This is a genomic window from Paenibacillus sp. M-152 (assembly GCF_003856555.1).
GTDB classification, from domain to species: Bacteria; Bacillota; Bacilli; order Paenibacillales; family Paenibacillaceae; genus Paenibacillus; species Paenibacillus polymyxa_C.
Map to the genome: position 1 here is coordinate 1,555,918 of NZ_CP034141.1, position 23,287 is coordinate 1,579,204.

At 46.0% G+C, this 23,287-nt stretch carries 21 protein-coding genes; 17 read left to right on the top strand and 4 right to left on the bottom strand.

Translation table 11 applies throughout. The features are described from left to right. Window positions 1–5: 5 nt before the first annotated feature. The 7 genes from EGM68_RS06965 (at window position 6) to EGM68_RS06995 (ending at window position 7,431) form a co-directional block, all read left to right on the top strand. Window positions 6–890 carry a type II secretion system F family protein gene (locus tag EGM68_RS06965; RefSeq protein WP_080771856.1) on the top strand — a complete coding sequence of 295 codons (885 nt, stop codon included), beginning with the start codon at window positions 6–8 and terminating at the stop codon, window positions 888–890. 10 nt (window positions 891–900) lie between these two features. Beyond that, complete coding sequence (locus EGM68_RS06970; protein WP_013369963.1) at window positions 901–1,095, top strand: Flp1 family type IVb pilin; 195 nt, start codon at window positions 901–903, stop codon at window positions 1,093–1,095. After that, on the top strand, window positions 1,095–1,763 hold the full coding sequence (locus tag EGM68_RS06975) for a TadE family protein (RefSeq protein ID WP_040101855.1): 669 nt from the start codon (window positions 1,095–1,097) through the stop codon (window positions 1,761–1,763). The genes EGM68_RS06970 and EGM68_RS06975 overlap by 1 nt, the downstream gene beginning before the upstream one ends. A gap of 40 nt (window positions 1,764–1,803) precedes the next feature. After that, window positions 1,804–4,020 carry a DUF5702 domain-containing protein gene (locus EGM68_RS06980; RefSeq protein WP_129548899.1) on the top strand — a complete coding sequence of 739 codons (2,217 nt, stop codon included), beginning with the start codon at window positions 1,804–1,806 and terminating at the stop codon, window positions 4,018–4,020. Then, the gene (locus EGM68_RS06985; protein WP_040101853.1) at window positions 3,989–4,984 is read left to right on the top strand and encodes a pilus assembly protein; all 996 of its coding nucleotides are present in this window, start codon (window positions 3,989–3,991) and stop codon (window positions 4,982–4,984) included. The genes EGM68_RS06980 and EGM68_RS06985 overlap by 32 nt, the downstream gene beginning before the upstream one ends. A gap of 88 nt (window positions 4,985–5,072) precedes the next feature. Then, entirely contained in the window at window positions 5,073–5,585 is a 513-nt protein-coding gene (locus EGM68_RS06990; protein ID WP_013369967.1) for an A24 family peptidase, read from the top strand. 61 nt (window positions 5,586–5,646) lie between these two features. After that, window positions 5,647–7,431 (top strand): DUF6382 domain-containing protein, encoded by a 1,785-nt coding sequence (locus EGM68_RS06995; protein WP_040101852.1) that lies wholly within the window; start codon window positions 5,647–5,649, stop codon window positions 7,429–7,431. Between the two features lie 212 nt (window positions 7,432–7,643). Here the strand turns inward: EGM68_RS06995 and EGM68_RS07000 are convergent, their stop codons facing one another. Continuing rightward, on the bottom strand, window positions 7,644–8,552 hold the full coding sequence (locus EGM68_RS07000) for a TIGR01777 family oxidoreductase (RefSeq protein ID WP_129548900.1): 909 nt from the start codon (window positions 8,550–8,552) through the stop codon (window positions 7,644–7,646). A 295-nt stretch (window positions 8,553–8,847) separates the two neighbouring features. Here EGM68_RS07000 and EGM68_RS07005 point away from each other — a divergent pair, with 295 nt between their 5' ends. The 4 genes from EGM68_RS07005 (at window position 8,848) to ppnP (ending at window position 13,952) form a co-directional block, all read left to right on the top strand. After that, window positions 8,848–9,975 (top strand): deoxyribonuclease IV, encoded by a 1,128-nt coding sequence (locus EGM68_RS07005; RefSeq protein WP_129548901.1) that lies wholly within the window; start codon window positions 8,848–8,850, stop codon window positions 9,973–9,975. A 22-nt stretch (window positions 9,976–9,997) separates the two neighbouring features. Beyond that, window positions 9,998–10,897 carry a formyltetrahydrofolate deformylase gene (gene purU / locus EGM68_RS07010; RefSeq protein WP_129548902.1) on the top strand — a complete coding sequence of 300 codons (900 nt, stop codon included), beginning with the start codon at window positions 9,998–10,000 and terminating at the stop codon, window positions 10,895–10,897. A gap of 403 nt (window positions 10,898–11,300) precedes the next feature. Further along, the gene (gene tkt / locus EGM68_RS07015; protein ID WP_013369972.1) at window positions 11,301–13,346 is read left to right on the top strand and encodes a transketolase; all 2,046 of its coding nucleotides are present in this window, start codon (window positions 11,301–11,303) and stop codon (window positions 13,344–13,346) included. 291 nt (window positions 13,347–13,637) lie between these two features. Further along, complete coding sequence (gene ppnP / locus EGM68_RS07020; protein ID WP_013369973.1) at window positions 13,638–13,952, top strand: pyrimidine/purine nucleoside phosphorylase; 315 nt, start codon at window positions 13,638–13,640, stop codon at window positions 13,950–13,952. A gap of 108 nt (window positions 13,953–14,060) precedes the next feature. On the opposite strand, the gene EGM68_RS07025 is transcribed toward ppnP, so the two are convergent. After that, window positions 14,061–14,960 (bottom strand): NAD(P)-dependent oxidoreductase, encoded by a 900-nt coding sequence (locus EGM68_RS07025; RefSeq protein WP_013369974.1) that lies wholly within the window; start codon window positions 14,958–14,960, stop codon window positions 14,061–14,063. A gap of 251 nt (window positions 14,961–15,211) precedes the next feature. Here EGM68_RS07025 and EGM68_RS07030 point away from each other — a divergent pair, with 251 nt between their 5' ends. From EGM68_RS07030 to EGM68_RS07040, 3 genes are all read left to right on the top strand, one after another. Further along, the gene (locus EGM68_RS07030) at window positions 15,212–16,567 is read left to right on the top strand and encodes a glucose-6-phosphate isomerase (protein WP_013369975.1); all 1,356 of its coding nucleotides are present in this window, start codon (window positions 15,212–15,214) and stop codon (window positions 16,565–16,567) included. Window positions 16,568–16,715: 148 nt separating this feature from the next. Then, complete coding sequence (locus EGM68_RS07035) at window positions 16,716–17,348, top strand: YigZ family protein (protein ID WP_013369976.1); 633 nt, start codon at window positions 16,716–16,718, stop codon at window positions 17,346–17,348. Between the two features lie 5 nt (window positions 17,349–17,353). Continuing rightward, a complete protein-coding gene (locus EGM68_RS07040) occupies window positions 17,354–17,935 on the top strand; it encodes a TetR/AcrR family transcriptional regulator (RefSeq protein WP_013369977.1) in 582 nt (193 codons plus the stop codon). Window positions 17,936–18,109: 174 nt separating this feature from the next. Here the strand turns inward: EGM68_RS07040 and EGM68_RS07045 are convergent, their stop codons facing one another. Then, a complete protein-coding gene (locus EGM68_RS07045) occupies window positions 18,110–18,511 on the bottom strand; it encodes a secondary thiamine-phosphate synthase enzyme YjbQ (RefSeq protein WP_013369978.1) in 402 nt (133 codons plus the stop codon). Between the two features lie 219 nt (window positions 18,512–18,730). On the opposite strand from EGM68_RS07045, the gene EGM68_RS07050 reads away from it, so the two are divergent. Then, window positions 18,731–19,792: a sulfate/molybdate ABC transporter ATP-binding protein gene (locus tag EGM68_RS07050; protein WP_040101849.1), complete on the top strand. Its 1,062-nt coding sequence runs from the start codon at window positions 18,731–18,733 to the stop codon at window positions 19,790–19,792. 151 nt (window positions 19,793–19,943) lie between these two features. Then, entirely contained in the window at window positions 19,944–20,714 is a 771-nt protein-coding gene (locus tag EGM68_RS07055; protein ID WP_040101848.1) for an MBL fold metallo-hydrolase, read from the top strand. A 4-nt stretch (window positions 20,715–20,718) separates the two neighbouring features. On the opposite strand, the gene EGM68_RS07060 is transcribed toward EGM68_RS07055, so the two are convergent. Continuing rightward, on the bottom strand, window positions 20,719–22,227 hold the full coding sequence (locus tag EGM68_RS07060; protein ID WP_040101847.1) for an aminotransferase-like domain-containing protein: 1,509 nt from the start codon (window positions 22,225–22,227) through the stop codon (window positions 20,719–20,721). Between the two features lie 132 nt (window positions 22,228–22,359). Between EGM68_RS07060 and EGM68_RS07065 the strand changes: the two genes are divergently transcribed. After that, window positions 22,360–23,271 (top strand): DMT family transporter, encoded by a 912-nt coding sequence (locus EGM68_RS07065; RefSeq protein ID WP_040101846.1) that lies wholly within the window; start codon window positions 22,360–22,362, stop codon window positions 23,269–23,271. The last annotated feature ends 16 nt before the right edge of the window (window positions 23,272–23,287 follow it).

Genomic DNA, 23,287 nt, shown 5'->3' on the forward strand with positions numbered 1-23,287 from the left:
GAGTGATGGGTGTGGTGACGTTGGTTTGTCTGGTTATGCTGGTTCTGCAAGTGGGAGGTTGGGTGGTGCTGAACCAAATGTACACTGCTAAGTATGCACATTTTCGCCATTTGAAGCTGGAAGGACTGCGGCTGCAAAAACTTTCGGTGCCTTTTGTACACATGCTTCATGTTTCACGTGCCACTCATAGGTTGCCTTTGCTAATGTTCAAGCTACAGCGTTCCATACAGAAACTGTATGGTATGCGCAACAGCGGAGAAAAAACGATGCTTTTTCTGGCAGAAATGTTGGGGTACGGATATATGGTGGCTGCTGGTGGAGCTTTAATATCCATTATGATGGGCGGGGAAGCGACCGGACTGGTGCTTGGCTTGGGGCTCGGTGTTCTGGTGCCAGTAGCGCTGGTCAAGGATTTGCATGGAAAAGTACAGAAGCGGGATCAGCAAATCTTAATGGAATTGCCTGAATTATTGAGTAAAATGATGCTTTTGGTTGGTGCGGGAGAGACAGTACAACGGGCTTTGCTTCATTGCGTGGAGCGTAAAGGGGCGGATACGGTACACCCATTGTATCGGGAATTGCTGCAGACAGTGGGGGAATGGGAAAGTGGCTATTCCTTTCAACAGGCATTTGAACATCTGAGCAAACGTTGTGGTATTCAAGAAGTGACGATATTTACAACAACAGTTTTATTGAATATGAGGCGTGGCGGGAGCGATTTTGTAATGGCTTTACGTGAGTTATCTCAGACGTTATGGAGCAAGCGGACTTCGATTAGCCGCACAAGAGGGGAACAGGCTTCTTCAAAGTTAGTCTTCCCGATGGCACTAATTTTGCTAACGGTCATTGTGCTGGTGGGCGCTCCGGCTTTAATGATGATGAATATGTAGGAGGAATAAAATGATGATGACAATTGTAGCAGGTAGTATTCGTAAATTGCACAAGGATGAGGATGGTTTGGGGACGTTAGAAATGATCCTGATCATTGCGATTCTGATTGCGGTGGCCATTATTTTTAAAGATCAGATCAAGAAAATTGTAGAAGGGCTGTTGAAAAAGGCGGATAAAAAAAGTAACGATTTTATGGATTCATAATGCTGTGCAAATTGGTACAAAAAGAGGACGGAAGCTTCTCCTTGGAGGCTTCCCTCGTCTTTCCCATTTTGCTGCTGGTTATTTTTATAATGTTATTCTTTTGCCTGTATATATATCAAAAATCTATATTGGTGCAGGTTGCCTCTACTGCTTCGGAAAGAGCCGCTTACAGTTGGGATAACAGCTTTAAGGAGCCACGTACTGGAGCATTTGCGCAAGGGCAACGGGATTCTCTCTATTGGCGCTTGAAGGATGACGTTATGTTAGGCGCCCTGTTTGGCTGGGCCGGAGCCAATAATCAGGAAAGTGTACAGGTACCGGGCGGCAATGAAGGAGGCTCGTTACCTGCTCAGAAGCTGTCCAATGCAGAAAATAGAATGCCTGCGGGTATGCATGGGCAGATGACATATGAGAACAGTATGATTCACCGTAAGGTGACCACAGAGCTAAATAAGATCGTGGAGGTACCTTTGTTGAATCAGTTTTTAGATCAGACAGATTTACAAGGAAAAATGAGCTCGGGTGTGGTGGAACCTGTGGAATGGATTCGTACAGTCGAGTTGGTCCGTTATTATGGTGCGAAGTTTATGGGTAGAGGCTCAGGTGAAAAGGTAGATCCGGCAATTGTAGGGAAAGTATTGATGCAATATGGGCAAAACGGTCAGTAAGGAGTAGTTAACGGGAATATAACTGGAAAGGAGGAAGCGGGTGTTTGGTAAGGGACGAAATACAAAGGACGGAGAATCAGGTGCTGTCACGGTATTCCTCATTCTGATTTTGGCGGTCATGTTCGGTTTTATTGCTGTATTTATTGATTACGCGAGAATTGCTGCGCTGCATGTGCAGACCGAACGGCTGACCCATGCAGCGGTACGGTCAGTGATGTCTGCTTATGATCCGGCATTACAACAGGAGTACGGTTTGTTTGCTTATGGTGAAGGCGGCGGAGAACAAATTATGGTCAAAGTGCTGAATGACAGTGCGCGGCGTACGGCGCGCGCGGAAACGCTACCGCTAATGAATATGAAGCTGGATTCCAGTTCACTGCAAATGGAAAGGGAGCTTGGTAAATATGCCATATTTAACGAGCAGATCCGTGAAGAGATGAAGTATAAAGCGCCTGTCGATTTTACGATGGAAGTGCTAGAAAAGCTAAAGCCGCTCTCTCAAAATATGAAGGAGGCTTCACACACGGTAGATTTGCTGAAACGGCTGCAAAAGCTGTATGACAGACGTGAGGCCAAACTGGATGACATGCTGGAGAAACAGCATAAGGCAGGAGCTTATATGGAAGAGGTTCGCAAACGGATTATTAAACAGAGGGGGACATATATGCCTAATCAGTATATATGGGACCCACTTGAAGTTGTAGCCGACATTGCTGCTCAATATAAGCATTACGTACATGTATATGAGGACAACAAGAAGAGTGTGGATGACGTTAAAATCATGCAGATGGAGAAATATGCAAGAAGGGCAAGGAAAGCACTGGATCGCCTGCGACAGGTCATGGTTCAGACTGGAGAGGAGCATGATAAGCTGCTTCTGCAAGCCAAGGAACCGTTAAATGAAGCCCGGCAGATTAATGAAGAAATGCGCAAAGTCATTGTTCAATATAAGCAGAGGGCGGCCAATGCAGGCTATGACGAGGTTTCTGCAGCCCCCACCCCAAGCGGAGCAGGCTCCAACGCTGATCCGTCTGTAGGAAGTGCCCGGCAAAGGGCAGAGGATTTGTTGGTTCCGAGCAATGAATTTGAGCAATGGGAAGCAGAAATCGAAAAACAAAGGATCGTAATAAATACTGCTAACAATAGAATAACGAGCATGATGCGTACACTGTCTTTCTATACAGATCCATTTTTGAATGCAGACATGCTCAAGCAAGAAGTTGCTTCAACGCTCAAGGAGATAGATAAATACTTAAATGCATATGCTTGGGCGGGACCCGCCAATGTACTCGACGGTGAGGCCAGAACGATGGATACGCGACGCGGCCCTGACAAAGAGCGCAAAAAAATGGAAAGAGAGGCAAAAAACAAGCTCAAGCAAGCTTATCGGATCATTGAGGTTCTTTCTAAAGGTAAACAAAGTGCTGAGCAATTCCGAGTAGTGGAGCAGTATTACAATGAAAGTATTTCGTTCAATCAGTCTTCATCCAGTCCATCTGTATCCGCTGATTTGTCCTATGACACCTATGATGCAACGGGGGCTTCCATGGATAGTATGGATGGTCTGTATGAGGCGGCATCTAACTTACTGATTCAACTGGGAGACGAGTTTTACCAGAATGAGTACGCGCTTTCTTACTTCCATCATGTGGATTTCAGCCGTTTTGGCAGTTTGGCCGGATCAGGTGGAAATGTGGGTAATGCTGCACAGATTTTAGGGGACCAGCTGGAGGTGAATAATCAAGAAGTTGAGTACATCTTGTATGGGTTTCATAATCCGACGGGTAATCTGGAAGCTGCCTATGGGGAGATTTTTGCTATGAGGCTTGCCATTCGAACGATGGAGGGACTGGTCAAAAACAGTTCAAAGGGTAACCCGTTGGTCGTTTTGGCGGCAGCTTTGTTATATGGAGTAGAGAAGGCGATTGAAGATATGATCATGCTGGCGCAAAAAGGGGATGTGCCTTTGTCTGATTTTCTGAAATTTCGAATGACTTACAAGGATCATTTGCGATTGTTCCTGATGCTCCATAGCAATAATGAACGAAAAATGTCCCGTATGCTTGCTCTGATCCGCCTGAATACAGATGTCAATCCAGCTGAGCGACGGACCTATGCGAAGGGTGAGGTCAAGAATGGGATGAGGCTGTGGTTTCTACCTGGAGTAATGAAAATGCTCGGAACCGCCTCCAAAGAAGGCGAGAGTATTAAGGGAAGTGTGTACTATGTCACGAAAACAGCGCATTTTTCCTATTAATCAGTATCTACGGCAGGCTTGTGGACTGAAGCAGCGTGAACAAGGAAGTATTGTTTTAGAAGCGTCACTGGTGTTGCCATTGTTTTTGTTTTTTATTATTTTTCTCATTTATATGGTCCAAATGACACTGGTCTCCACAGCCTTGCAGACTACCGCTTCAGAAACGGTTAAGCAGGTTTCGGCTAAAATCTACCCGGTGTCTCTAGCCGTGGAGACGGCGTCCGCTAAAATAGATGCAGTCCGCAAACCGCTAGATGAACTTCCTAAGTTATCTGTGAGTGAATATGCAAGCCAATTCGCTGCCCAACTGCCACCTCCAATCGGCGACTGGGTAGAAAACGCTGTTCAAGGCGGTCAAAAGCCGCTGGAGGAGCTGCGGGGACGCTTGACGGAGGCTGCACTTGATCCTGTTCTGAAGCCGATGCTAAAGCCTTTTATGGAGAAAAGTATTCTGGAGTATGACCGTATTCATACAACGAGCGTACATGTACCCTCTCTTACAGAAACTAAGGACCCTTATTTTAGAGTAGAGCTATCGTATGAACTACCGATGAAAGTCCCCTTTTTGTATCGCAACATTGTGCTCCAAGCGGCGGCTGAGGAACGTCTTTGGATTGGTGATACAGGAGAGGGAGCAGGTACAGGTGATGAAACAGGGGATAAGGATGCGCAGCATTCCATACAGTTGCTTGTCAAGCCTGAGCCTGCTGTGAAGGGTGTATACAATTTGATCAAGGCCAAGGTTGAACCTGGGACGAATGCTACCCTTTCTGTACTTTATAAGTCAGGTGAAAGCACAGCTCAGCACTTGGGCTGGACCTCAGCCAATGCAGATGGGATTGTTGAATGGAACTGGTTTGTAGGAACAAACACAACACCAGGTCAATGGAGCTTTGTAATTGAAACGGAGGATGGCCAACGTATTGAGGTTCCGTTTTCTGTGCAGAAGACAACTGATGGATAGGCTAGATATAGACTTATAGAGTTAACTACACTGAAAAATGATTTGGCAGGCCTGCTAATTTTCATTGTTATGAAGGGGGAAGACCGCATTGACATGGATGTATATTGTGTGTGGAGTTCTGCTGGCGATCGCGCTAGTGACAGATTTACGAAGCATGAAAATCCCTAATAAGCTTACATTGCCCGGCATAGCGGTGGGTTTGCTGTTCAATACTCTGTTCGGAGGCTGGCACGGTTTTTTATTTGCTATTGCTGGTCTTGGCACCGGCTTTGGATTCATGCTGATTTTGTACTGGATGGGAGCAATTGGTGCAGGAGATGTAAAGCTGTTTGGCTTAATTGGAGCATGGACAGGTGCAGCTTTTGCGTGGCAATCGGCTCTATATTCGATTTTTTTTGCAGGCATTATTGGTATAGGGATTTTGCTATGGAGGAGGGAAACCATCATGAGATTACGACGCGTGGCGTTTAATTTAGGAGGATTTTTCCTATTTCGCAGCGGCAAAGCGCTGACTAGTGGGAGAGAAGCGCACCTCAGGTTTCCCTTTATGACGGCAGTCATTCCAGGAGCGGTCAGCGCTTATCTTTACTTCTTGTCATGACGTGTCCGCTTGGGGAGATCATGCTACCTCAGGGAATAAGAATTGTTAAGGAGGTCATGAATTGTTTGGTTTAAGCAGGGATTTTGCTCGCAATGGCGGGACGTTTATGATTCTAAACAAGGAAGGCGGGCTCAAGACCGATGATTTAAATTCTGTACAGACCCGAATGATGACTGGTAATCGGATTCCCGGTCTGCTGGAACTTAGAATAAAAGAAGTCGATTTTCAGATCGAGTTACATTACGATATTTCGGGGCAACGTATGCTTTCCCAAGTATGGAAAGGTGGGAATGTGTCGACTTCTGATTTCTACCGGATTCTTTTTGAAGTAGTAGATGCTCTTCATCGTAGCCCACAATATATGTTAAATATCCGCCAGTTTATTTTGCACGAAGATTACATTTTTATAAGCGGTTCAGGCACAAGGAAGAACGTTAGTTTAACCTATGTTCCTTTGTGCAGTGTACAGTATACGCAACAAACAGGTAGCTATTTTAAGCAGATGGTTATTCGTTTGATGACTCGTGTGGCTCACCTTCAGGGAGAATCTATACAGCGCATACTTGATCTATGCGATAGAAATGAATTTGAGTTGAGCGCGTTGAAGGAACTACTATTACAAGGGATGGCGACTGGTGAACAGAGCATCAGCGGTCAGGCTGAAGGTAGATCATCTGTTCATTCCTCTCATACCATACAGGATAACGATACAGATCGTGGCGGAAGAACGTACGGCCAAGAACATCGGGAGACTCTGCAGGAAATTCAGGGGCTTAAGCGAGTCAATCGACTCAAGCAGTCCGCAAAATCAGAGGAGAATGTCGAGGTAGGAGCCGACAACGAAATGGAAAATGAAGAGGTGGAGCCTAAATTACAAAAATATAAAACATACATTTCTCTCGGATGTTTGCTCGCCTCGGCCATTGTTTGGCGTTATATTTATTTGGATCATCCAGAGACGGTTCCCTTGCTTATTTCGATTGTGCTGACTTTAGTGCTTGTCGCTGTTGCTTATATAAGCTGGACGGGGAAATTAGAGCGCAATCGAGCTTTATCTCCTTTTTATAGCGAGGCAGTACCTGTATTGGATTCGGAATGGTTAGGAGGTGCTTCTCCAGCACAGCGAAAAAATGACCGTTATCAGGTAGATAAGCTAACTGGGTTTGTAGCGGGACGCCATCATCATGACAAGCAATCATCCGATTCAAGTGATCAAGGACAGGAAAGCTGGCGTTGGACTTTTCCAGACTCAGAATCTAAAAGCATGGGAAGCCGAACGACGGAGGATGGAGGGAAAGTAAGTACAAATTATGACTTGCACGAGCCTTCGAGGAAAGGTGCCATGCGGGGAAATGAATTGGACGACAGCGATACTAGCGAGGCTTATTATAAGTCCTTGTCCGGGGTAACGGAGCTACTCAATACTATATCCAAGCAGGAAACCGTGCTGCTTCGTCCGGATCAAGAGATACCGAGTCCAACTGTTCAGCACTCGCCGATTGCTTGTTTGGATCGTAAGTTATCTGGGAGTGGAGAAACCGAGCGCATACGGTTGCAGCCAGACCAATTCGTTGGAGGTAGCTTTATCATCGGAAGAGATCCGCAATTGGTCCAGTTTGTAGAGCATACCGATGGAGTTTCCCGTTCTCATATTGAGCTTTGTATAGTTACAGGAGGACAAAGCCATATCATTAAAGATTTATCCTCGACGAACGGAACAGTGCTGAATGGAGAGCCTATGGTGCCTTATAAGGAGTATACTATGAAGGATGGAGATACTTTTAAAATCGCTGGAGTCTCTTATATTTATCGATTGGACTCTTTTAAATCCTCTAATGCATCTTGAGTAAACGTTAAATGGATATATGTTAAGAAGAGGCCTGTTATATTCTGGGCTTCTTTTTTATAACTAGAAGACCATTCATAGGCCTAAAACAAGACAACTCAAAGATCTCAAGTTTAATTGATAGATTATGTCTAAATCAAAAATGAACCCTAAGCTGGTAGAGATACAAAGATATTATCTATCATCCATAGAGTTCATTTTTTAATTCAACGCTACTTGTGAGAAGAATGGAGTTCCTCTAGCGCTTCCTTCAGTGAAGAATACTTAAACTTAAATCCGTGCTCCAGCGCTTTACGCGGTATTACCTTTTGACCGTCTAATACAAGCGTGCTCATCTCACCCAATAGCTTTTGGACTAGAAAGCCAGGAACGGGAAACCAGTGCGGACGACGATATACCTTAGCTACTGTTTTCCCAAATTGGTCGTTCGTCATGGGGTGTGGTGATGAAGCGTTCACTGCCCCGGAAATCTCTGGTGTATGAATGCAGTACGAGATCAGACGAACGATATCGGCAATATGAATCCAACTTATCCATTGATGGCCGCTACCTATTTTTCCACCGAATCCGAAGACGTAAGGCATCTTCATGAGTGGAAATGCTCCTTTTTTTCTATCCAGCACTAGGCTGATGCGTAAATTAATTAAACGGGCATCGGTAGGGTAGGCGTTGGCTGCTTCCTCCCACTGCTCAACTACCTGAGACAGATAATCCTCCGAACGACGCGGACTTTTTTCGTCAAATGTTTCGGTCAGGGAAGTACCATAGGCGGCAACAGCCGAAGCCTGAATGATAACTTTCGGTTTTTTTTGCAGAGCATTCAACGCTTGAGCCAACCGGGCAACGGACAGCAGTCGTGATTGAAGAATTCTTTGTTTGGACTTGTCCGTCCAGCGCTGATTCAGCGTCTCACCTGCTAAATTAACGACCGCATCTGTACCTTCTAGTAATTCAGGCTTTTGTTTTAATTCGTTCCAGCTCATATATTGCAAGCGGGGGCTCGCTTCGTGTCCAACCAGCGGCTTGCGGGTAATGACTTTCACCGTATATCCGTCATCTAGCAAGCTTTTGACCAGCGCACTCCCCACCAATCCAGTTCCTCCGCATACGATGATGTTCATGGAGTCAGTTCTCCTTCCAATTCGAAAAAATAGTTCTGTTATAAAATATAACCCTTTTTGATACAAAAGCTTCATATTGAACATATCTGTGTACGCTAAGAAGATCCATTCACGCTTTATTCTACCTACATTTCAATAACATCTACTCTGATGTGTGCTATGTCTGTATGTTCCATAAAGGGAGTCATTTAAAAAAGTTGCCATAAACGCTATGTTGTTTGATTTCAATAATCACGTTAAAATGATTAAATTAAAATAAGACAAGCATAACAGGATAGGGGGATGAATCAAAATCATGCTGAAAATTGGTTCTCATGTGTCCTTCTCGGACAAGGGTCTGCTCAGCGCTACAAAAGAAGCGTCTTCTTACGGGTCCAGCTCGTTTATGATATACACGGGGGCACCTCAAAACACGCGCCGTAAGCCGATGGAGTCCATGTATTTAGAGGAAGGCAAGCAGCTAATGGCGGAAAAGGGAATGGAAGATATCGTGGTGCATGCTCCATATATCATCAATCTCGGTTCCTACAAAGAAAATACCTATGAGCTTGCAGTCAGTTTTCTACAGGAGGAAATTCGGCGCACACATGCGATTGGTGTGAAAAATATCGTGCTGCATCCGGGGGCTTTTACAGATAAAGATGCAGAGTACGGAATTGGACGCATTGCTGATGGTTTGAACGAGGTACTGAACGGTGTGAAGGAGACAGATGTCAATATTGCACTTGAAACGATGGCAGGCAAGGGCACAGAAATGGGTCGTAGCTTTGAGGAAATTGCCTCCATTATAGATAAAGTAGAGCGCAACGAGCGTCTAACGGTTTGTATGGATACCTGTCACATTCATGATGCGGGTTATGACATTGTCAATGATTTGGACGGTGTACTGGAGCAGTTCGACCGTATTGTCGGCTTGAATCGCATCCAAGTTGTTCACATAAATGACAGCAAAAACCCGGTTGGCGCTCATAAAGACCGCCATACTCCGATTGGATCAGGTTGGATTGGTTATCAGACTATTCATAATGTGGTACATCATGAAGCACTTCAAGGACGTCCGTTTATTTTGGAGACGCCGTGGATTGGAAAAGAAGCCAAAACTCAACGACCAATGTATGAAGTTGAGATTGCTTTGCTTCGTGGTAATGTAAAGGAACGCTTTGGGGATGAGTTTTTGGGTCAGGTGGAGCAGCTGCATTCGTTTTTCAAAAAACAGGATGTGGATGTCCGTAAATTTGTACTGGACACCTGGACTCTGCTGAAAAATGATGCCAAAGCAAGAAAAGCAGACCCACGTGAGCCGCTGGAGCGTCTGTATGACATGATAACGGAAGCAGGACTGTTTCCAGAGATGAGCGAAGAACACATTAATCAACGGTTGATTGCCTGGTTTGCCGGTAGTCATCTGCCAGTGACGGTATAAGATAAGGGGGACTAATAGCCACATGGAACTTCACGTAAAACATCAGTCAAACAGCACTGTATCTACACATGAAAACCGTGCGCGCATGCTTGTATCTTGTCCAGATGGGCCAGGTATTGTAGCGACTGTGTCCCGCTTTTTGTACGAGCATGGGGCCAATATCGTTCAATCTGACCAATATACAATGGACCCGTCCGGCGGTATGTTTTTTATGCGGATTGAATTTGATCTGCCAAATTTGAGTGCAGCTCAGTCGCAATTGGAGCAGGACTTTGTCGCTGTTGCTGAGCAATTCCGTATGGAGTGGACGATTTCTGCGGTCAGCCGTAAGAAAAAATTGGCTATTTTTGTTTCCAAAGAAGACCACTGTCTGGTAGAACTGCTGTGGCAATGGCAGGCAGGCGATCTGGATGCGGATATTGCATTGGTGGTTAGTAATCATCCGGATATGAAGGAGTATGTGGAATCCTTTGGCATTCCATATCACCATATCCCGGTGACAGCCGATACGAAGCCAGAGGCAGAGCGCCGTCAGCTAGAGGTCATTGGCGAAGAGATTGATGTGATCATTTTGGCCAGGTATATGCAGATTATTTCGCCTAAGTTTATTGAGCATTATCGCAACCGGATTATCAATATCCATCATTCCTTTCTACCTGCATTCGTGGGTGGTAAGCCGTATGCCCAAGCTTATAATCGTGGTGTGAAAATTATTGGTGCTACTGCGCATTATGTAACCGAGGAATTGGACGGTGGTCCGATCATTGAGCAGGACGTACAGCGGGTAAGCCACGGAGATGATGTAAATGAGCTAAAGCGGATCGGTCGCACTATTGAACGGGTCGTGTTGGCAAGAGCCGTGAAGTGGCATACTGAGGATCGTATACTGGTTCATGAGAACAAAACGGTCGTTTTTAATTGAACTTAAAAATTTCAAATTGATGAAAACTTGCGAGTATACCTTTCGGATTAAACAAAGCCCAGTGCATAATGGGCTTTGTTTTTTTGTGTGGGGTATTTGTATTATATCTGGGCCCTATATAAATTTTTTTGCGATTTCATTATTTTTTAAATGATGTTAATACATAACGGGTATATTGATATGAGGGCTGTACTATATTTCGACCATTTCGACAATCATCTTTATAAACGATCTGGCAAACTTTCACGGCAAATGGTACAATACTTATGAGTGTATAAGTCATATTGAAACATTCAAGCAGATTCACTCACTTCAATAGTCTCTGTTTCTATATGAGACGGTGATTTTGAAGAGTATGACCGAATGCAATTGACATACTTCATACAATATGAGGAGGCAAACCATGACTGACCAGAATCAAGCGATTCAAAAGGATGAAAACTCCACTATCGACAATTTGTCCATCACAACAATTCGTACGTTGGCAATTGATGCCATCGAGAAAGCAAATTCAGGACACCCTGGTATGCCGATGGGCTCCGCGCCAATGGGCTACCAACTTTTTGCTAAAACAATGAACCATAACCCAGATCGCCCAACATGGGTGAACCGTGACCGTTTTGTACTGTCTGCAGGACACGGTTCCATGTTGCTATACAGCCTTCTGCACCTGAGCGGATATGATCTGCCTATGGAAGAGCTGAAGCAATTCCGTCAATGGGGCAGCCTTACACCGGGTCACCCTGAGTTTGGACACACTGCCGGTGTAGATGCTACAACTGGACCTCTGGGACAAGGTTTAGCAATGTCCGTAGGTATGGCTATGGCAGAAGCACAACTGGGTGCAACATATAATAAAGACGAATTTAAAGTTGTGGATCACTTCACATATGCTATTTGTGGCGATGGCGATCTAATGGAAGGTATTTCCCACGAAGCTGCTTCGCTGGCTGGTCGCCTTCAACTGGGTAAGCTGATCGTATTGTTTGATTCCAATGATATTACACTGGATGGCAAGCTTAATCTGTCTTCTTCCGAGAGTGTTGCCAAACGCTTTGAAGCTTACAACTGGCAAGTGCTGCGCGTAGAAGATGGTAATGATCTTCCAGCGATCCAAAAAGCAATTGAAGAAGCACAAGCCGACTCGACTCGTCCTACGTTGATTGAAGTAAAAACAGTCATCGGTTACGGAAGCCCGAACAAACAAGGTAAAGGCGGACACGGTGGTACTCATGGTTCCCCGCTGGGAGCAGAAGAAGCTAAACTGACTAAAGAATTCTACAAATGGGTATACGAAGAGGATTTCCACGTACCACAAGAGGTTCGCGAGCACTTTGCTAAAGTAAAAGAGCGTGGTATCGCTGCTAATAAAGCATGGGATGAACAATTTGCGAAATACAAAGCGGCTCACCCTGATTTGGCAGCTCAGTTCGAAACAGCTGTAAACGGCGATCTTCCAGAAGGTTGGGATCGTGATCTTCCGAAATACTCCACAGAAGACAAAGCAGTTTCAACTCGTGTAGCTTCTGGTAATGCATTGAACGGATTGGCTCCAAACGTTCCTTTCCTGACAGGCGGATCTGCTGACCTGGAAAGCTCCACAATGACACACTTGAACAACCTGACGAACTTTACGCCAGAAGACTACGCTGGCCGTAATATTTACTTCGGTATTCGCGAGTTCGGTATGGCTGCTGCGATGAACGGTATGGCGTTGCACCAAGGTGTAAAAGTATTTGGCGGTACATTCTTCGTATTTACAGATTATCTGCGTCCGGCCGTTCGTCTGGCAGCTCTGATGGGATTGCCTGTAACCTACGTTCTGACTCACGACAGTATTGCTGTTGGTGAAGATGGTCCAACTCATGAGCCGATTGAACAATTGGCTTCTCTGCGTATTATTCCGAACCTGACGGTCATTCGTCCGGCTGACGGTAATGAAACTTCTGCTGCTTGGGCTTACACGCTGGAAAACAAGAAAAACCCGGTTGCACTGGTATTGACTCGTCAAAACCTGCCAATCCTGGCTGCTACTGCTGAGCATGCACGCGAAGGTATCAAACGCGGTGCTTATGTGGTTGCAGATGCAGCAGACGGCAAACCGGTTGCTCAAATTCTGGCTACAGGCTCTGAAGTACAATTGGCTGTTAAAGCACAGGAAGCACTGGCAGAACAAGGTATTCAAGTACGCGTTATCAGCTTCCCAAGCTGGGATCTGTTCGAAAAACAAGACAAAGCTTACAAAGATTCCGTTCTGCTGCCTGAAGTTAAAGCTCGTTTGGCTGTAGAAATGGCGTATCCACTGGGATGGGAAAAATATGTTGGCGACCAAGGCGACATTCTCGGTATCAGCACATTTGGCGCATCCGCTCCTGGTGACCGCGTAATTAAGGAATACGGCTTTACAGTAGAGAACGTTGTAAGCCGTGTAAAAGCTTTGTTGAAATAAAACACTGGAGCATCAGCAATTAGGAAGAGTTTGTCCATAAAGCAATGATCGTGTATTGCTGACAAACGACCTACCTGATCGTGGCAATCCATGTATTACAAACAGTCGTAACCTGAGTAAGGCTTACGGCTGTTTGTTTCATACATTTGTATTTTCGAAAAAATGACTTTTGGATTATCAGTCTATAGAGTACGCAGATACAGTGTGTATTTTCATACTGAAACTGGAATCCAAATTATGTTATGATGCACCATATTCATTCACCATTGAGAGCAGATGAGGGGATAACGAATGACACAGTTCGATGGAGTAAGCGTAATTAAAAAAGCAAATGTTTATTATGATGGTCAGGTTACAAGTCGTACAGTTATCTTGGGTGACGGCAGTAAGGTAACACTGGGGATTATGTTGCCGGGAACGTACGAGTTCGGGACGGATTCCCGTGAGATCATGGAGATTTTGGCAGGGGACCTGAGAGTGTTGCTTCCAGGTACCGAGGAATGGCTGGAAATACAAGGTACATCAACCTTTCATGTGCCTGCAAAGTCTTCCTTCAAGCTGGAAGTACGAAGTGTAACGGATTATTGCTGTTCTTATCCGGAATAATTAACTGAAAAGGGTAAGAGCACTCAAGCTACAAGCCAAGTGTTCTTACCCTAAAGCTGTGTCATAAGTACAAATGCACAGCAGCATGGTTACAAAGAAAAGTCCAGCTTACTCAAGAGGCTGACCACCAATGGTGCGGCCAATCCATGCTTCGTATGTCTTTACGACGGCAGATAGATCCTCATCGCCGTAGCCTTGTGTTTGTCCGGCTTGAAACAAGCTTTTGGCAATGGACAACATAGGCGTAGGGATGGACAGGCTGTCTGTTAGTGAGGCAGCGAGCTTCAAATCCTTGAGCATCAGAGCAAGTGAGAACTGGTTGCTAAAATCATGCTCGATGATTTTGCGCCCTTTCAGGTCAGCGGCCTTGCTACCTGCCGATCCGAGCTGTACCAATTCTAGGAAGCTGTCTGCTGGAATGCCGGATTTAGCCGCAATAGCAAAGCCTTCGGCCAGAGCGAGGTTATTTATACCGACCATCGTATTGTGAGCAAGCTTGGCTACGGCCCCGCTGCCGTTTGGTCCCATATGGAGCACTTTTTTGCCCAAGGTATCAAAAACATCTGATTGTGCCGCAATCGCTTCTGCGTGACCGCCGACCATGAACACGAGTGTTCCATCAACAGCGGCAGGCTTGCTGCCTGTTACAGGTGCGTCAATGAAGGAACAGCCCAGCTTGTCCGCCTCAGCGGCCAGTTGTTTAACTAACTCAGGTGAAATCGTGCTGTTGTCCATCACGGTCATGCCAGCCGTAAGACCAGCAAACACACCGTCCTGACCGTAATAGACGTCACGTATTGATTGATCATCGCTGACCATGGTAATGACCAGGTGCTGCCCTTCGGCCGCTTCGCGAGGGGTTGAAGCTGTACGTGCGCCTTGCTCTATCAAGGGTTCGCAGCGCGAAGCGGTACGATTATAAACTGTGACTCCGAATCCCTGCTTTAGCAGATTGGATGCCATCGGGGCGCCCATGGTGCCCAGTCCGATAAATCCGATGTTTTTCATTGCTAATCACCTTTCTTGTTGGAAGTTGCCGTCCGATGCAGATGCGAGTTCGGCTTGAATTGAATATTGGAACAGATTGATCTCAGTTCATTGTAGCATGGGCATGCTACCCTATCTACAGCAGGGTCTGTCAAGGCACAGGACATACAGGTAACACAAGCTTGTCAGGCTCAGCAAATTAAAGTATCCTATTCCTAAGTCCTTATGTTCGTATTCATGGTCTTAGTAATACCAAACAGGAGGTTCCAAACATGTCTAAAAAAGTTATTTTTGATTACACAAAAGCGCTCTCCTTTGTGGGTCAGCACGAAATTGATTATTTTGCAGAGCCCATCAAGTTGGCTCATGAGCAACTGCACAACCAAACAGGTGTAGGTTCCGATTTCTTGGGTTGGATTGACCTGCCTACCAATTATGATAAAGAAGAATTTGCACGCATCCAAAAGGCTGCTGCTAAAATTCAAAGCGATTCCGAGGTATTGATTGTAATCGGTATTGGTGGTTCTTACCTTGGAGCACGTGCTGCGATCGAAATGCTGTCGCATTCTTTCTACAATGCGCTGCCTAAAGATCAACGCAAGGGTCCAGCTATCTATTTTGCAGGCAACAACATCAGCTCTACATATGTGAATCATCTGTTGGAACTGATTGAAGGAAAAGACTTCTCTGTGAATGTCATCTCCAAATCAGGTACGACAACAGAGCCAGCTATCGCTTTCCGCGTATTCCGTGCGGCTCTGGAGAAAAAATACGGTAAAGAAGAAGCGCGCAAACGTATTTACGCGACAACGGACAAAGAACGTGGCGCTTTGAAAAAGCTCGCTAACGAGGAAGGCTATGAATCCTTCATTATTCCTGATGATGTGGGTGGCCGTTACTCCGTGCTGACAGCAGTAGGCTTGTTGCCGATTGCTACAGCAGGCATCAACATCGAAGAAATGATGCAAGGTGCGGCGGACGCTTCCAAAGAATACAGCAACCCGAATGTAGCTGAGAACGAGGCATACCAATATGCAGCCGTTCGTAACGCTTTGTACCGTAAAGGTAAAGCAATTGAAATTCTCGTAAACTATGAGCCGTCTTTGCATTTCGTATCTGAGTGGTGGAAACAGCTGTACGGAGAAAGCGAAGGTAAGGATTATAAAGGCATTTATCCTGCTTCTGTTGACTTCTCGACAGACCTGCACTCTATGGGACAATTCATTCAGGAAGGTAGCCGTAACATTTTCGAAACGGTAATCCAAGTAGAAAATGTACCTAGTCACATCACCATCGAAGCAGATGAGGATGATCTGGATGGACTGAATTTCCTGGCAGGCAAAACGGTGGATTTTGTAAACAAAAAAGCATTCCAAGGTACATTGCTGGCTCACACAGACGGACAAGTACCGAACCTGATTGTAAATATTCCTGACTTGAGCCCTTACTCCTTTGGCTACCTTGCTTATTTCTTCGAAAAGGCTTGCGGCATCAGCGGCTACCTGTTGGGCGTAAATCCGTTCGATCAACCCGGCGTAGAAGCTTACAAAAAGAACATGTTTGCGCTGCTTGGCAAACCGGGCTTCGAAAAAGAAAAAGCTGAGCTTGAAGCAAGATTGTCTGAATAAGGGAGCTATAATCTCTGATTCGAAACAGGGTTTTCGGTCAGAAGCGTTATAGTGTATAGCATGAATTAAGTACAGGAAAGCAGTTCACCAGCTGCCAGAAGCGGGGAACTGCTTTCTTGTAAAATGAAGTAAGGAAGGTTATACGTGTATGTTGGAACAATACCGAACCGTACGCGGTGCCGGCAACAAGGAAATTGTAATCCGAAAATCCCGTTTTATCGGCCATATTCAGCCTGTTCAAACTGAGGAAGAAGCAGTTGCTTTCATAGAACGCATCAAAAAAGAGCATTGGAACGCTACCCATAATTGTTCGGCTTATATGATTGGGGAAAGAGATGAAATCCAAAAGCAATCCGATGACGGAGAACCGAGTGGGACGGCTGGTAAGCCTATTTTGGAGGTAATCCGTAATCAGAAGCTGAAAAATGTCGCTATTGTGGTTACTCGATACTTTGGCGGAATTTTGCTGGGAGCAGGCGGACTGATTCGTGCATACTCAGATGGTGCTGTTGCAGCTATTGAAGCAGGGGATGCGATTACGCGTGTGCTGCATCGTGAAGTTTTTGTGGAGTTGGATTATACTTGGTTGGGCAAAGTGGAAAATGAATTACGTAATCGCAGTATCCGTACTGGAGAAACGATGTTTACGGATAAAGTTACCTTAACCTGTCTGCCGCTGGCTGGTGATGCGGAATCCTTCTGCAACTGGATAACCGACTTGACACAAGGACAATCGCTTGTGTCGGAGGGAGAGCAGCTTTACTTTATTGAAGGGGAATAAATAATATGGCTAGAAGAGCAGTAGAACAGGAGTTGTCAAGAGGGCGGATTCTGGAAGCGGCCAGGCACTTGTTTATCACCAAGGGCTACCGTGCGATTTCAATGCGCAGCATTGGCCAGCATCTGGGTTACAGTCATGGTTCGTTATACTATCATTTTAAAGAGAAGGCTGAACTGTTCTATGCCATTGTGATTGAAGATTTCAATACATTGCGTGGGATTCTACTGCAAGCAGCAACAGGCACGCCTGATGATGGCTTGAGCAGATTGGAGTACCTGATGTTGGAATATATCCGTTTTGGCTTGGAAAATCCATATCAGTACGAAATTATGTTCATGATGCATGATGAAGAACTATTTGCATACTGTCGTACAGAGCAAAACCGTTGTGTGGAATTATTTGCGTCTATGATTCGCCAGGAATTAAGTGGTCAGGGACATTCGGAGGAAGAATGCTCAAGAGTACCGAAAAGTCTGTTTTTATCCATGCATGGCTTCGTGTCATTTTATATTCAGGACGGTTTAACATTTGAAGAGATCAGGCCCGCTGCTTTAGCACATGTAAAGCTGCTGTGCAGACAACTATGAGCGTACCTGCATTCACACGCTTCAGCTATGAACATGTAGGGCGCTTTTTTGGGTGTTTGCACTTCATGACGGTGACTTATCATTACGGTACTTTGCGAAAGCGACTAAGAATTTAACAGACGATGGTGTATCCAGCGGGGGAACATCATCGTCTGTTTTTTTTGCATGCCTCCGTCAGCCCTTCATAATTTTTACATGGTATTGACGTCTGCGTGGGCCGTCGAATTCACAAAAATAAAGTCCCTGCCATCGTCCAAGCAACAGCTTTCCATCATGAATGATAACCGTTTGTGAGGGGCCTGTTGTTATGGATTTAAGGTGGGACGCCGTATTTCCCTCCATATGGCGATATTGGGGATGTTCCCAGGGATAAACCTCATCCAGCCTTAAAATGACATCATGTTTGACGTCTGGGTCGGCATTTTCATTAATGGCGATGCCGGCAGTCGTGTGTGGACAATAAATCAGAGCTGTTCCTTGCTGCACCCCGCTTTTTTCAATGAGTGCCGCAACTTCGCGTGTAATATCACGCATTTCATCTCGCCGTGTAGTGGATAATTCAAAAGTATGCAACATAAATCCATCTCCCTTCTATGTATTACTTTACCCTTTTCATTCTCAAGATAATATATAGAGTTGACGAAAATTACTTTCCTTTGATAAAGTATCACATAAGAAAAACAAAGTAAGTTTATTGGAATAATTGAATGCTTTCGAATGAGGTGCGTGCTTTGCGGTAAGCAAGGCTGCTGCTGTTCCTGAACTGGTCCAGAAGCGGAAAGGAAGTGTACGGATATGCATGTGGAAGTAAGAGGGTTAAACAAGCATTTCGGTAATTTTCATGCGGTAAAGGACGTATCTTTTGATATTCAGACGGGCCATCTTATTGGTTTGCTCGGTCCAAGCGGCGGGGGAAAAACCTCCATTCTTCGTATTTTGGCAGGGCTGGAGCAACCGGATGCAGGAGAGATTCACTTTCATGGAAAAAGGGTAAACGAGCTGGCACCACAGGAGCGTGGAATCGGATTTGTATTTCAAAACTATGCTTTGTTCAAGCATATGAGCGTGTACGACAATATTGCCTTTGGTTTGAAAGTGAAAAAAAGCTCCAAAGCCCGCATCAAGGAAAGGGTCACTGAGCTGGTCGAACTCACGGGGCTCAAAGGCTTTGAGCATCGTTATCCGCATCAATTGTCAGGTGGACAGCGACAACGGGTTGCTTTCGCGCGTGCTTTGGCACCGGAGCCTCAACTACTGCTGCTGGATGAACCATTTGCGGCTATTGACGCCAAGATTCGTCAGGAGTTGCGTACCTGGTTGCGAGAGTTGATTGAGAGGGTGGGTATTACCTCCATTTTCGTCACCCATGATCAGGATGAGGCGATTGAAGTAGCCGATGAAATTATGGTGATTAATCAAGGTCGGCTGGAGCAGAAGGGAACGCCTTGGGATATCTATAAAAAACCGGGGACCCCGTTCGTGGCTTCTTTTATTGGGGAATCCACGGTGATTGAACAGGCGGGTAGTCTCAGGGGCTTTGAGGAAGCTGCCGGAGTGGGAACACGTGCCTTGATTCGTCCGGAGTACATTGATGTCGGACCTAGTGAGGAATTTGCGTTGCTGTCGGCGACCGAGGAAGGCATTGTGAAGCATTTACATTTTCGCGGGAGTGAATGGATGGTTGAAGTACAGGTCGGGGACCAGCGTCTCATGACATACCGTTCGTTGGAGAAGTCTACGCTGGAACCTGGTCAGCAGGTGCGAGTGTTGGTGCATCGGGCCTATCTATATAATGAGGAGTCCAGCTGGATGGTGGAAAATCGCCTGAAGGAAGACCCGATGTCTATCATCATTTGAAAATAAAACGATCACATACAAGGGGGGTGTCTGGCCTGTTTTACGGCTTTGGACATGCTCCTTTTGTCGTTGGTCGCTGGGGTGATTTACGCAGACTTGATATGTTCGTTATAATAGTAGTAAAAACACCCAGATAGATAGGAGTTAAATCATGAATCGGCTTATTTTTCTTGGCACGGGGGATGCAATGGGGGTTCCGCGTGTGTATTGTGATTGTCTCGTGTGCACAGAGGCCCGCACGACAGGAACGAATGTAAGGTTGAGATCGTCTGTGCTGATCGAAAGCGAGACAGAGGATTTTATGATTGATTGTGGCCCCGACTGGCGTAGACAGTTAGAATTGCGCAGCCTGCGTTTTATCCCTACGATCCTCGTGACACATGCACATTTTGATCATATTGGAGGATTGCCAGAATGGGCGGATGCCTGTCGCTGGACGGGGAACAGAGGGCGCCTGTACGCTCCGCAGGAAGTGATTGATACGATCCTGCGTCAATTTTCCTGGCTCCCTGGAAACCTGGATCTTATTCCAGTAGATCAGGGAGTCCAGCTTGGCGGATGGAACATCCGGGGATGGCGCGTGAATCACGGAAAGAACGGATATGCTTACGCTTATCGGTTGGAAAAAGACGGCTTCTCATGGGCCTACTGTTCAGATTCGATTGGACTGAATGAGGCGGAAATTTTGCCTTTACATAATCTGAATTTACTCGTGCTGGGGACGAGTTTTTACCATGAGGAAGCGGAGTATGCCACCCGCTCGGTATATGACATGCTGGAGGCTCAGGAGCTTGTAGGAAGACTGAAGCCTGGAAGCACGGTGTTTACACATATGTCCCATGATGTGGATATCACATACAACTACGGGCTGTTGGAAGGGATCAGTTTGGCACACACAGGCATGAGTTTGCCGTTAGAATAACGATTTACATCGTTCGACTAATGCGTAAAAGTGTGGAGAGCCCTTCTTTGATTTGCAGCTCATTGGCGTATGAATAGGACAGCCGTATATGCGTTTTACCCTCTGCACCGATAGGATCAAATACATTGCCTGGGACAAAGGAAACGGACTCTTGTATACTTTTGGCAAGCAGCTCATTAGGTTTCATTGTAGAAGGTAGCTGGAGCCACAGGTTGAGTCCTCCCGCCGGGCTGGTCCATGTCCAGCCGGAATCGCGGAGACTGGCTTCCATCGTTTCCTTACGAATCTGGAGTGCGATACATAGCTTTTTAATATGCTGCTGCATACGTGGGGATTGAAAATATTGTAAAAACAGCTTTTGATTCAGCAGTGGTGATCCATTGTCCACTAGCGCTTTGACGCTCAGCAGACTGTCCATGAGCTGAGGCCGACAAGTCACGGCTGCGATTCGCAGGCCGGGTGCGACATACTTGCTATAGCTGCGAATATAGACGACGCTTCCCGAGATATCATAGGAGAAAATCGGAGAAGGCGGCTTTTGCCCAAAGCTGATATCATAGGTGCTGTCATCCTCGACAATAAGACAGCCGTAGCGCTCGGCCAGTTCAGGCAGACGTTTGCGCTGCTCATCGGGGATGGTAAAGCCGGTCGGATTGTGAAATGTCGGATTTATATAGAAGAGACGTGGTTTTTCCGTTTTCAGGCACCATTCAATCTGATCCATATCATAACCTTCCGGCTGTATATCCGTTACAGTCAGACGGGCGCCTTGTCTGCGGAATATTTCCATGGCTGGGCCATAGGCTGGACGTTCGATTAATACACGATCTCCTGTACGAATCAGAGAACGGGAAACCAAGTCAATGGCTTGCTGTGCGCCGGAGGTAATCAGTACTTCGTCCGTTGATACTGCGAAATGCTTATCTGTGCTAAAATGCTGTGCCATGGCATCACGAAGCTCAGCATCTCCTTGTACAGCAGAATAGGTAGCCGCGATTTTCGGATGCTTTTCAAACACCTGCATCATTAATTCTCTCCAATATCGGTTGGGTAGGAGAGAGGGATCAATCAGGGCCTTGGAAAATTGGAAGTCCGCGTTCATGGCATGAACCTGGGTGAGTCCATCCATCCCCCTCCAGACAGAAACAGACGGATCGTCTGCCGCGTAAGTGGATTCCGACTGGAAAAGCCGCTTTGTGGATGAACGATCCGAATAGGCGGTATATGTTCTCAATCTTGCTGCATGGGAAGCATGAGCGTAATATCCCGATTTATCCTTTACATAGATACGCCCTTGTTGCTTTAACTCCTGATATGCCCGGAATACGGTTAACCGGTGCACACCCAATTCCTGAGCCAGACTTCGCACCGATGGCAATTTAGCGTCTGTTGGCCAGTCCCCGCGATCAATCCGCACATTTATGTAATGGACGACCTGCTCATACAGCTTTAAGCTCGGATCTGTCGAGATATGTTCTGTTGAAAACAATAATTCGCTGTTATCCTTGCCCATGCTGTCCACGCTCCTTTGTGTGTATTGTACTATACAGCACTTCCAAAACGTATACAACTGTTCTGTGGTTGCCCATCTGTTCTGTCTGTCTCCTTGTATGCTTGTGAGTAACAGAAGGGAGAGAGAAGTGTCATGATTGGTATCGCCTTTACAGTTATGTGTCTTATTTTTGGTACTACATTTTTGGCTATCAAAGTGGGAGTGGAGGCCGGACTTCCGCCGTTCTTATCGGCAGGCGTACGTTTTATGACAGCAGGGGCAATCTTGTTTATTGCGATGAGGCTGTCAGGAAAGGTTCGATGGTCGTTATTATGGCGAAAGGAAATGCTGCTAATTGGGACGGGAACGACCTTCGGCACATTCTCAACACTGTATTGGGCGGAGCAATATGTCAGTTCGGGAATCGGTGCTATTTTGTCGGCCACCGGACCGATGATGATTGTGCTAATGCAGTCTGCAATATTGCGGCAAAAAACGACGAGAATTACGCTCATGGGTTGCATGATCAGCTTTCTCGGGGTCGTGCTGGTGGTATTGCCCGGCTTGGCGGTTCAAATCAGCGGTCTGTGGCTGGCTGGTTGTATGGCCATTTTGCTGGGTGAGCTGTGCTATTCGGGAGGAGCTTTGTATTCCAAGCGAGTCATGGACGCGTTTCGTGATACGAACCCGATTGCCTTGAATGCAGCACAAATGTTTCATGGTGGTTGGATGCTGCTAGTACTGTCGGCTTTTACAGAGTCTTGGAATTCTGGGGGATGGAATCTGCTGCCTGCCATAGGCTCTCTATTTTATTTGATCGTGTTTGGTTCCATGATTGCGCAGACACTATTTTACTGGCTTATGGCGCGTACGAATCCATTGTTTCCGACCACATGGCTCTACATTTCACCACCGATTGCTGTAGGCCTGGGTGCTTTTTTGTATGGAGAACATGTAAGCTGGTGGATGCTGGCAGGAGTGCTGCTCATTGTGACCGGGTTGATGTGCATGAATAACGGAATTATCCGTCTGGTGAACAGACGTAAATTTCGCTCTGCTGCCTGATACTTTGAAGCGGTCA

Bases quoted from the DNA above. Each gene is read 5' to 3' on its own strand.
- EGM68_RS07030 (WP_013369975.1), top strand. From the start codon at position 15,212: ATGTCTAAAAAAGTTATTTTTGATTACACAAAAGCGCTCTCCTTTGTG.
- EGM68_RS07040 (WP_013369977.1), top strand. From the start codon at position 17,354: ATGGCTAGAAGAGCAGTAGAACAGGAGTTGTCAAGAGGGCGGATTCTG.
- EGM68_RS07045 (WP_013369978.1), bottom strand. From the start codon at position 18,511: ATGTTGCATACTTTTGAATTATCCACTACACGGCGAGATGAAATGCGT.
- EGM68_RS07025 (WP_013369974.1), bottom strand. From the start codon at position 14,960: ATGAAAAACATCGGATTTATCGGACTGGGCACCATGGGCGCCCCGATG.
- EGM68_RS06965 (WP_080771856.1), top strand. From the start codon at position 6: ATGGGTGTGGTGACGTTGGTTTGTCTGGTTATGCTGGTTCTGCAAGTG.
- EGM68_RS07055 (WP_040101848.1), top strand. From the start codon at position 19,944: ATGAATCGGCTTATTTTTCTTGGCACGGGGGATGCAATGGGGGTTCCG.
- EGM68_RS07065 (WP_040101846.1), top strand. From the start codon at position 22,360: ATGATTGGTATCGCCTTTACAGTTATGTGTCTTATTTTTGGTACTACA.
- EGM68_RS06975 (WP_040101855.1), top strand. From the start codon at position 1,095: ATGCTGTGCAAATTGGTACAAAAAGAGGACGGAAGCTTCTCCTTGGAG.
- purU (WP_129548902.1), top strand. From the start codon at position 9,998: ATGGAACTTCACGTAAAACATCAGTCAAACAGCACTGTATCTACACAT.
- EGM68_RS07000 (WP_129548900.1), bottom strand. From the start codon at position 8,552: ATGAACATCATCGTATGCGGAGGAACTGGATTGGTGGGGAGTGCGCTG.
- EGM68_RS06970 (WP_013369963.1), top strand. From the start codon at position 901: ATGATGATGACAATTGTAGCAGGTAGTATTCGTAAATTGCACAAGGAT.
- EGM68_RS07050 (WP_040101849.1), top strand. From the start codon at position 18,731: ATGCATGTGGAAGTAAGAGGGTTAAACAAGCATTTCGGTAATTTTCAT.
- ppnP (WP_013369973.1), top strand. From the start codon at position 13,638: ATGACACAGTTCGATGGAGTAAGCGTAATTAAAAAAGCAAATGTTTAT.
- tkt (WP_013369972.1), top strand. From the start codon at position 11,301: ATGACTGACCAGAATCAAGCGATTCAAAAGGATGAAAACTCCACTATC.
- EGM68_RS06985 (WP_040101853.1), top strand. From the start codon at position 3,989: ATGTCACGAAAACAGCGCATTTTTCCTATTAATCAGTATCTACGGCAG.
- EGM68_RS07060 (WP_040101847.1), bottom strand. From the start codon at position 22,227: ATGGGCAAGGATAACAGCGAATTATTGTTTTCAACAGAACATATCTCG.
- EGM68_RS07005 (WP_129548901.1), top strand. From the start codon at position 8,848: ATGCTGAAAATTGGTTCTCATGTGTCCTTCTCGGACAAGGGTCTGCTC.
- EGM68_RS07035 (WP_013369976.1), top strand. From the start codon at position 16,716: ATGTTGGAACAATACCGAACCGTACGCGGTGCCGGCAACAAGGAAATT.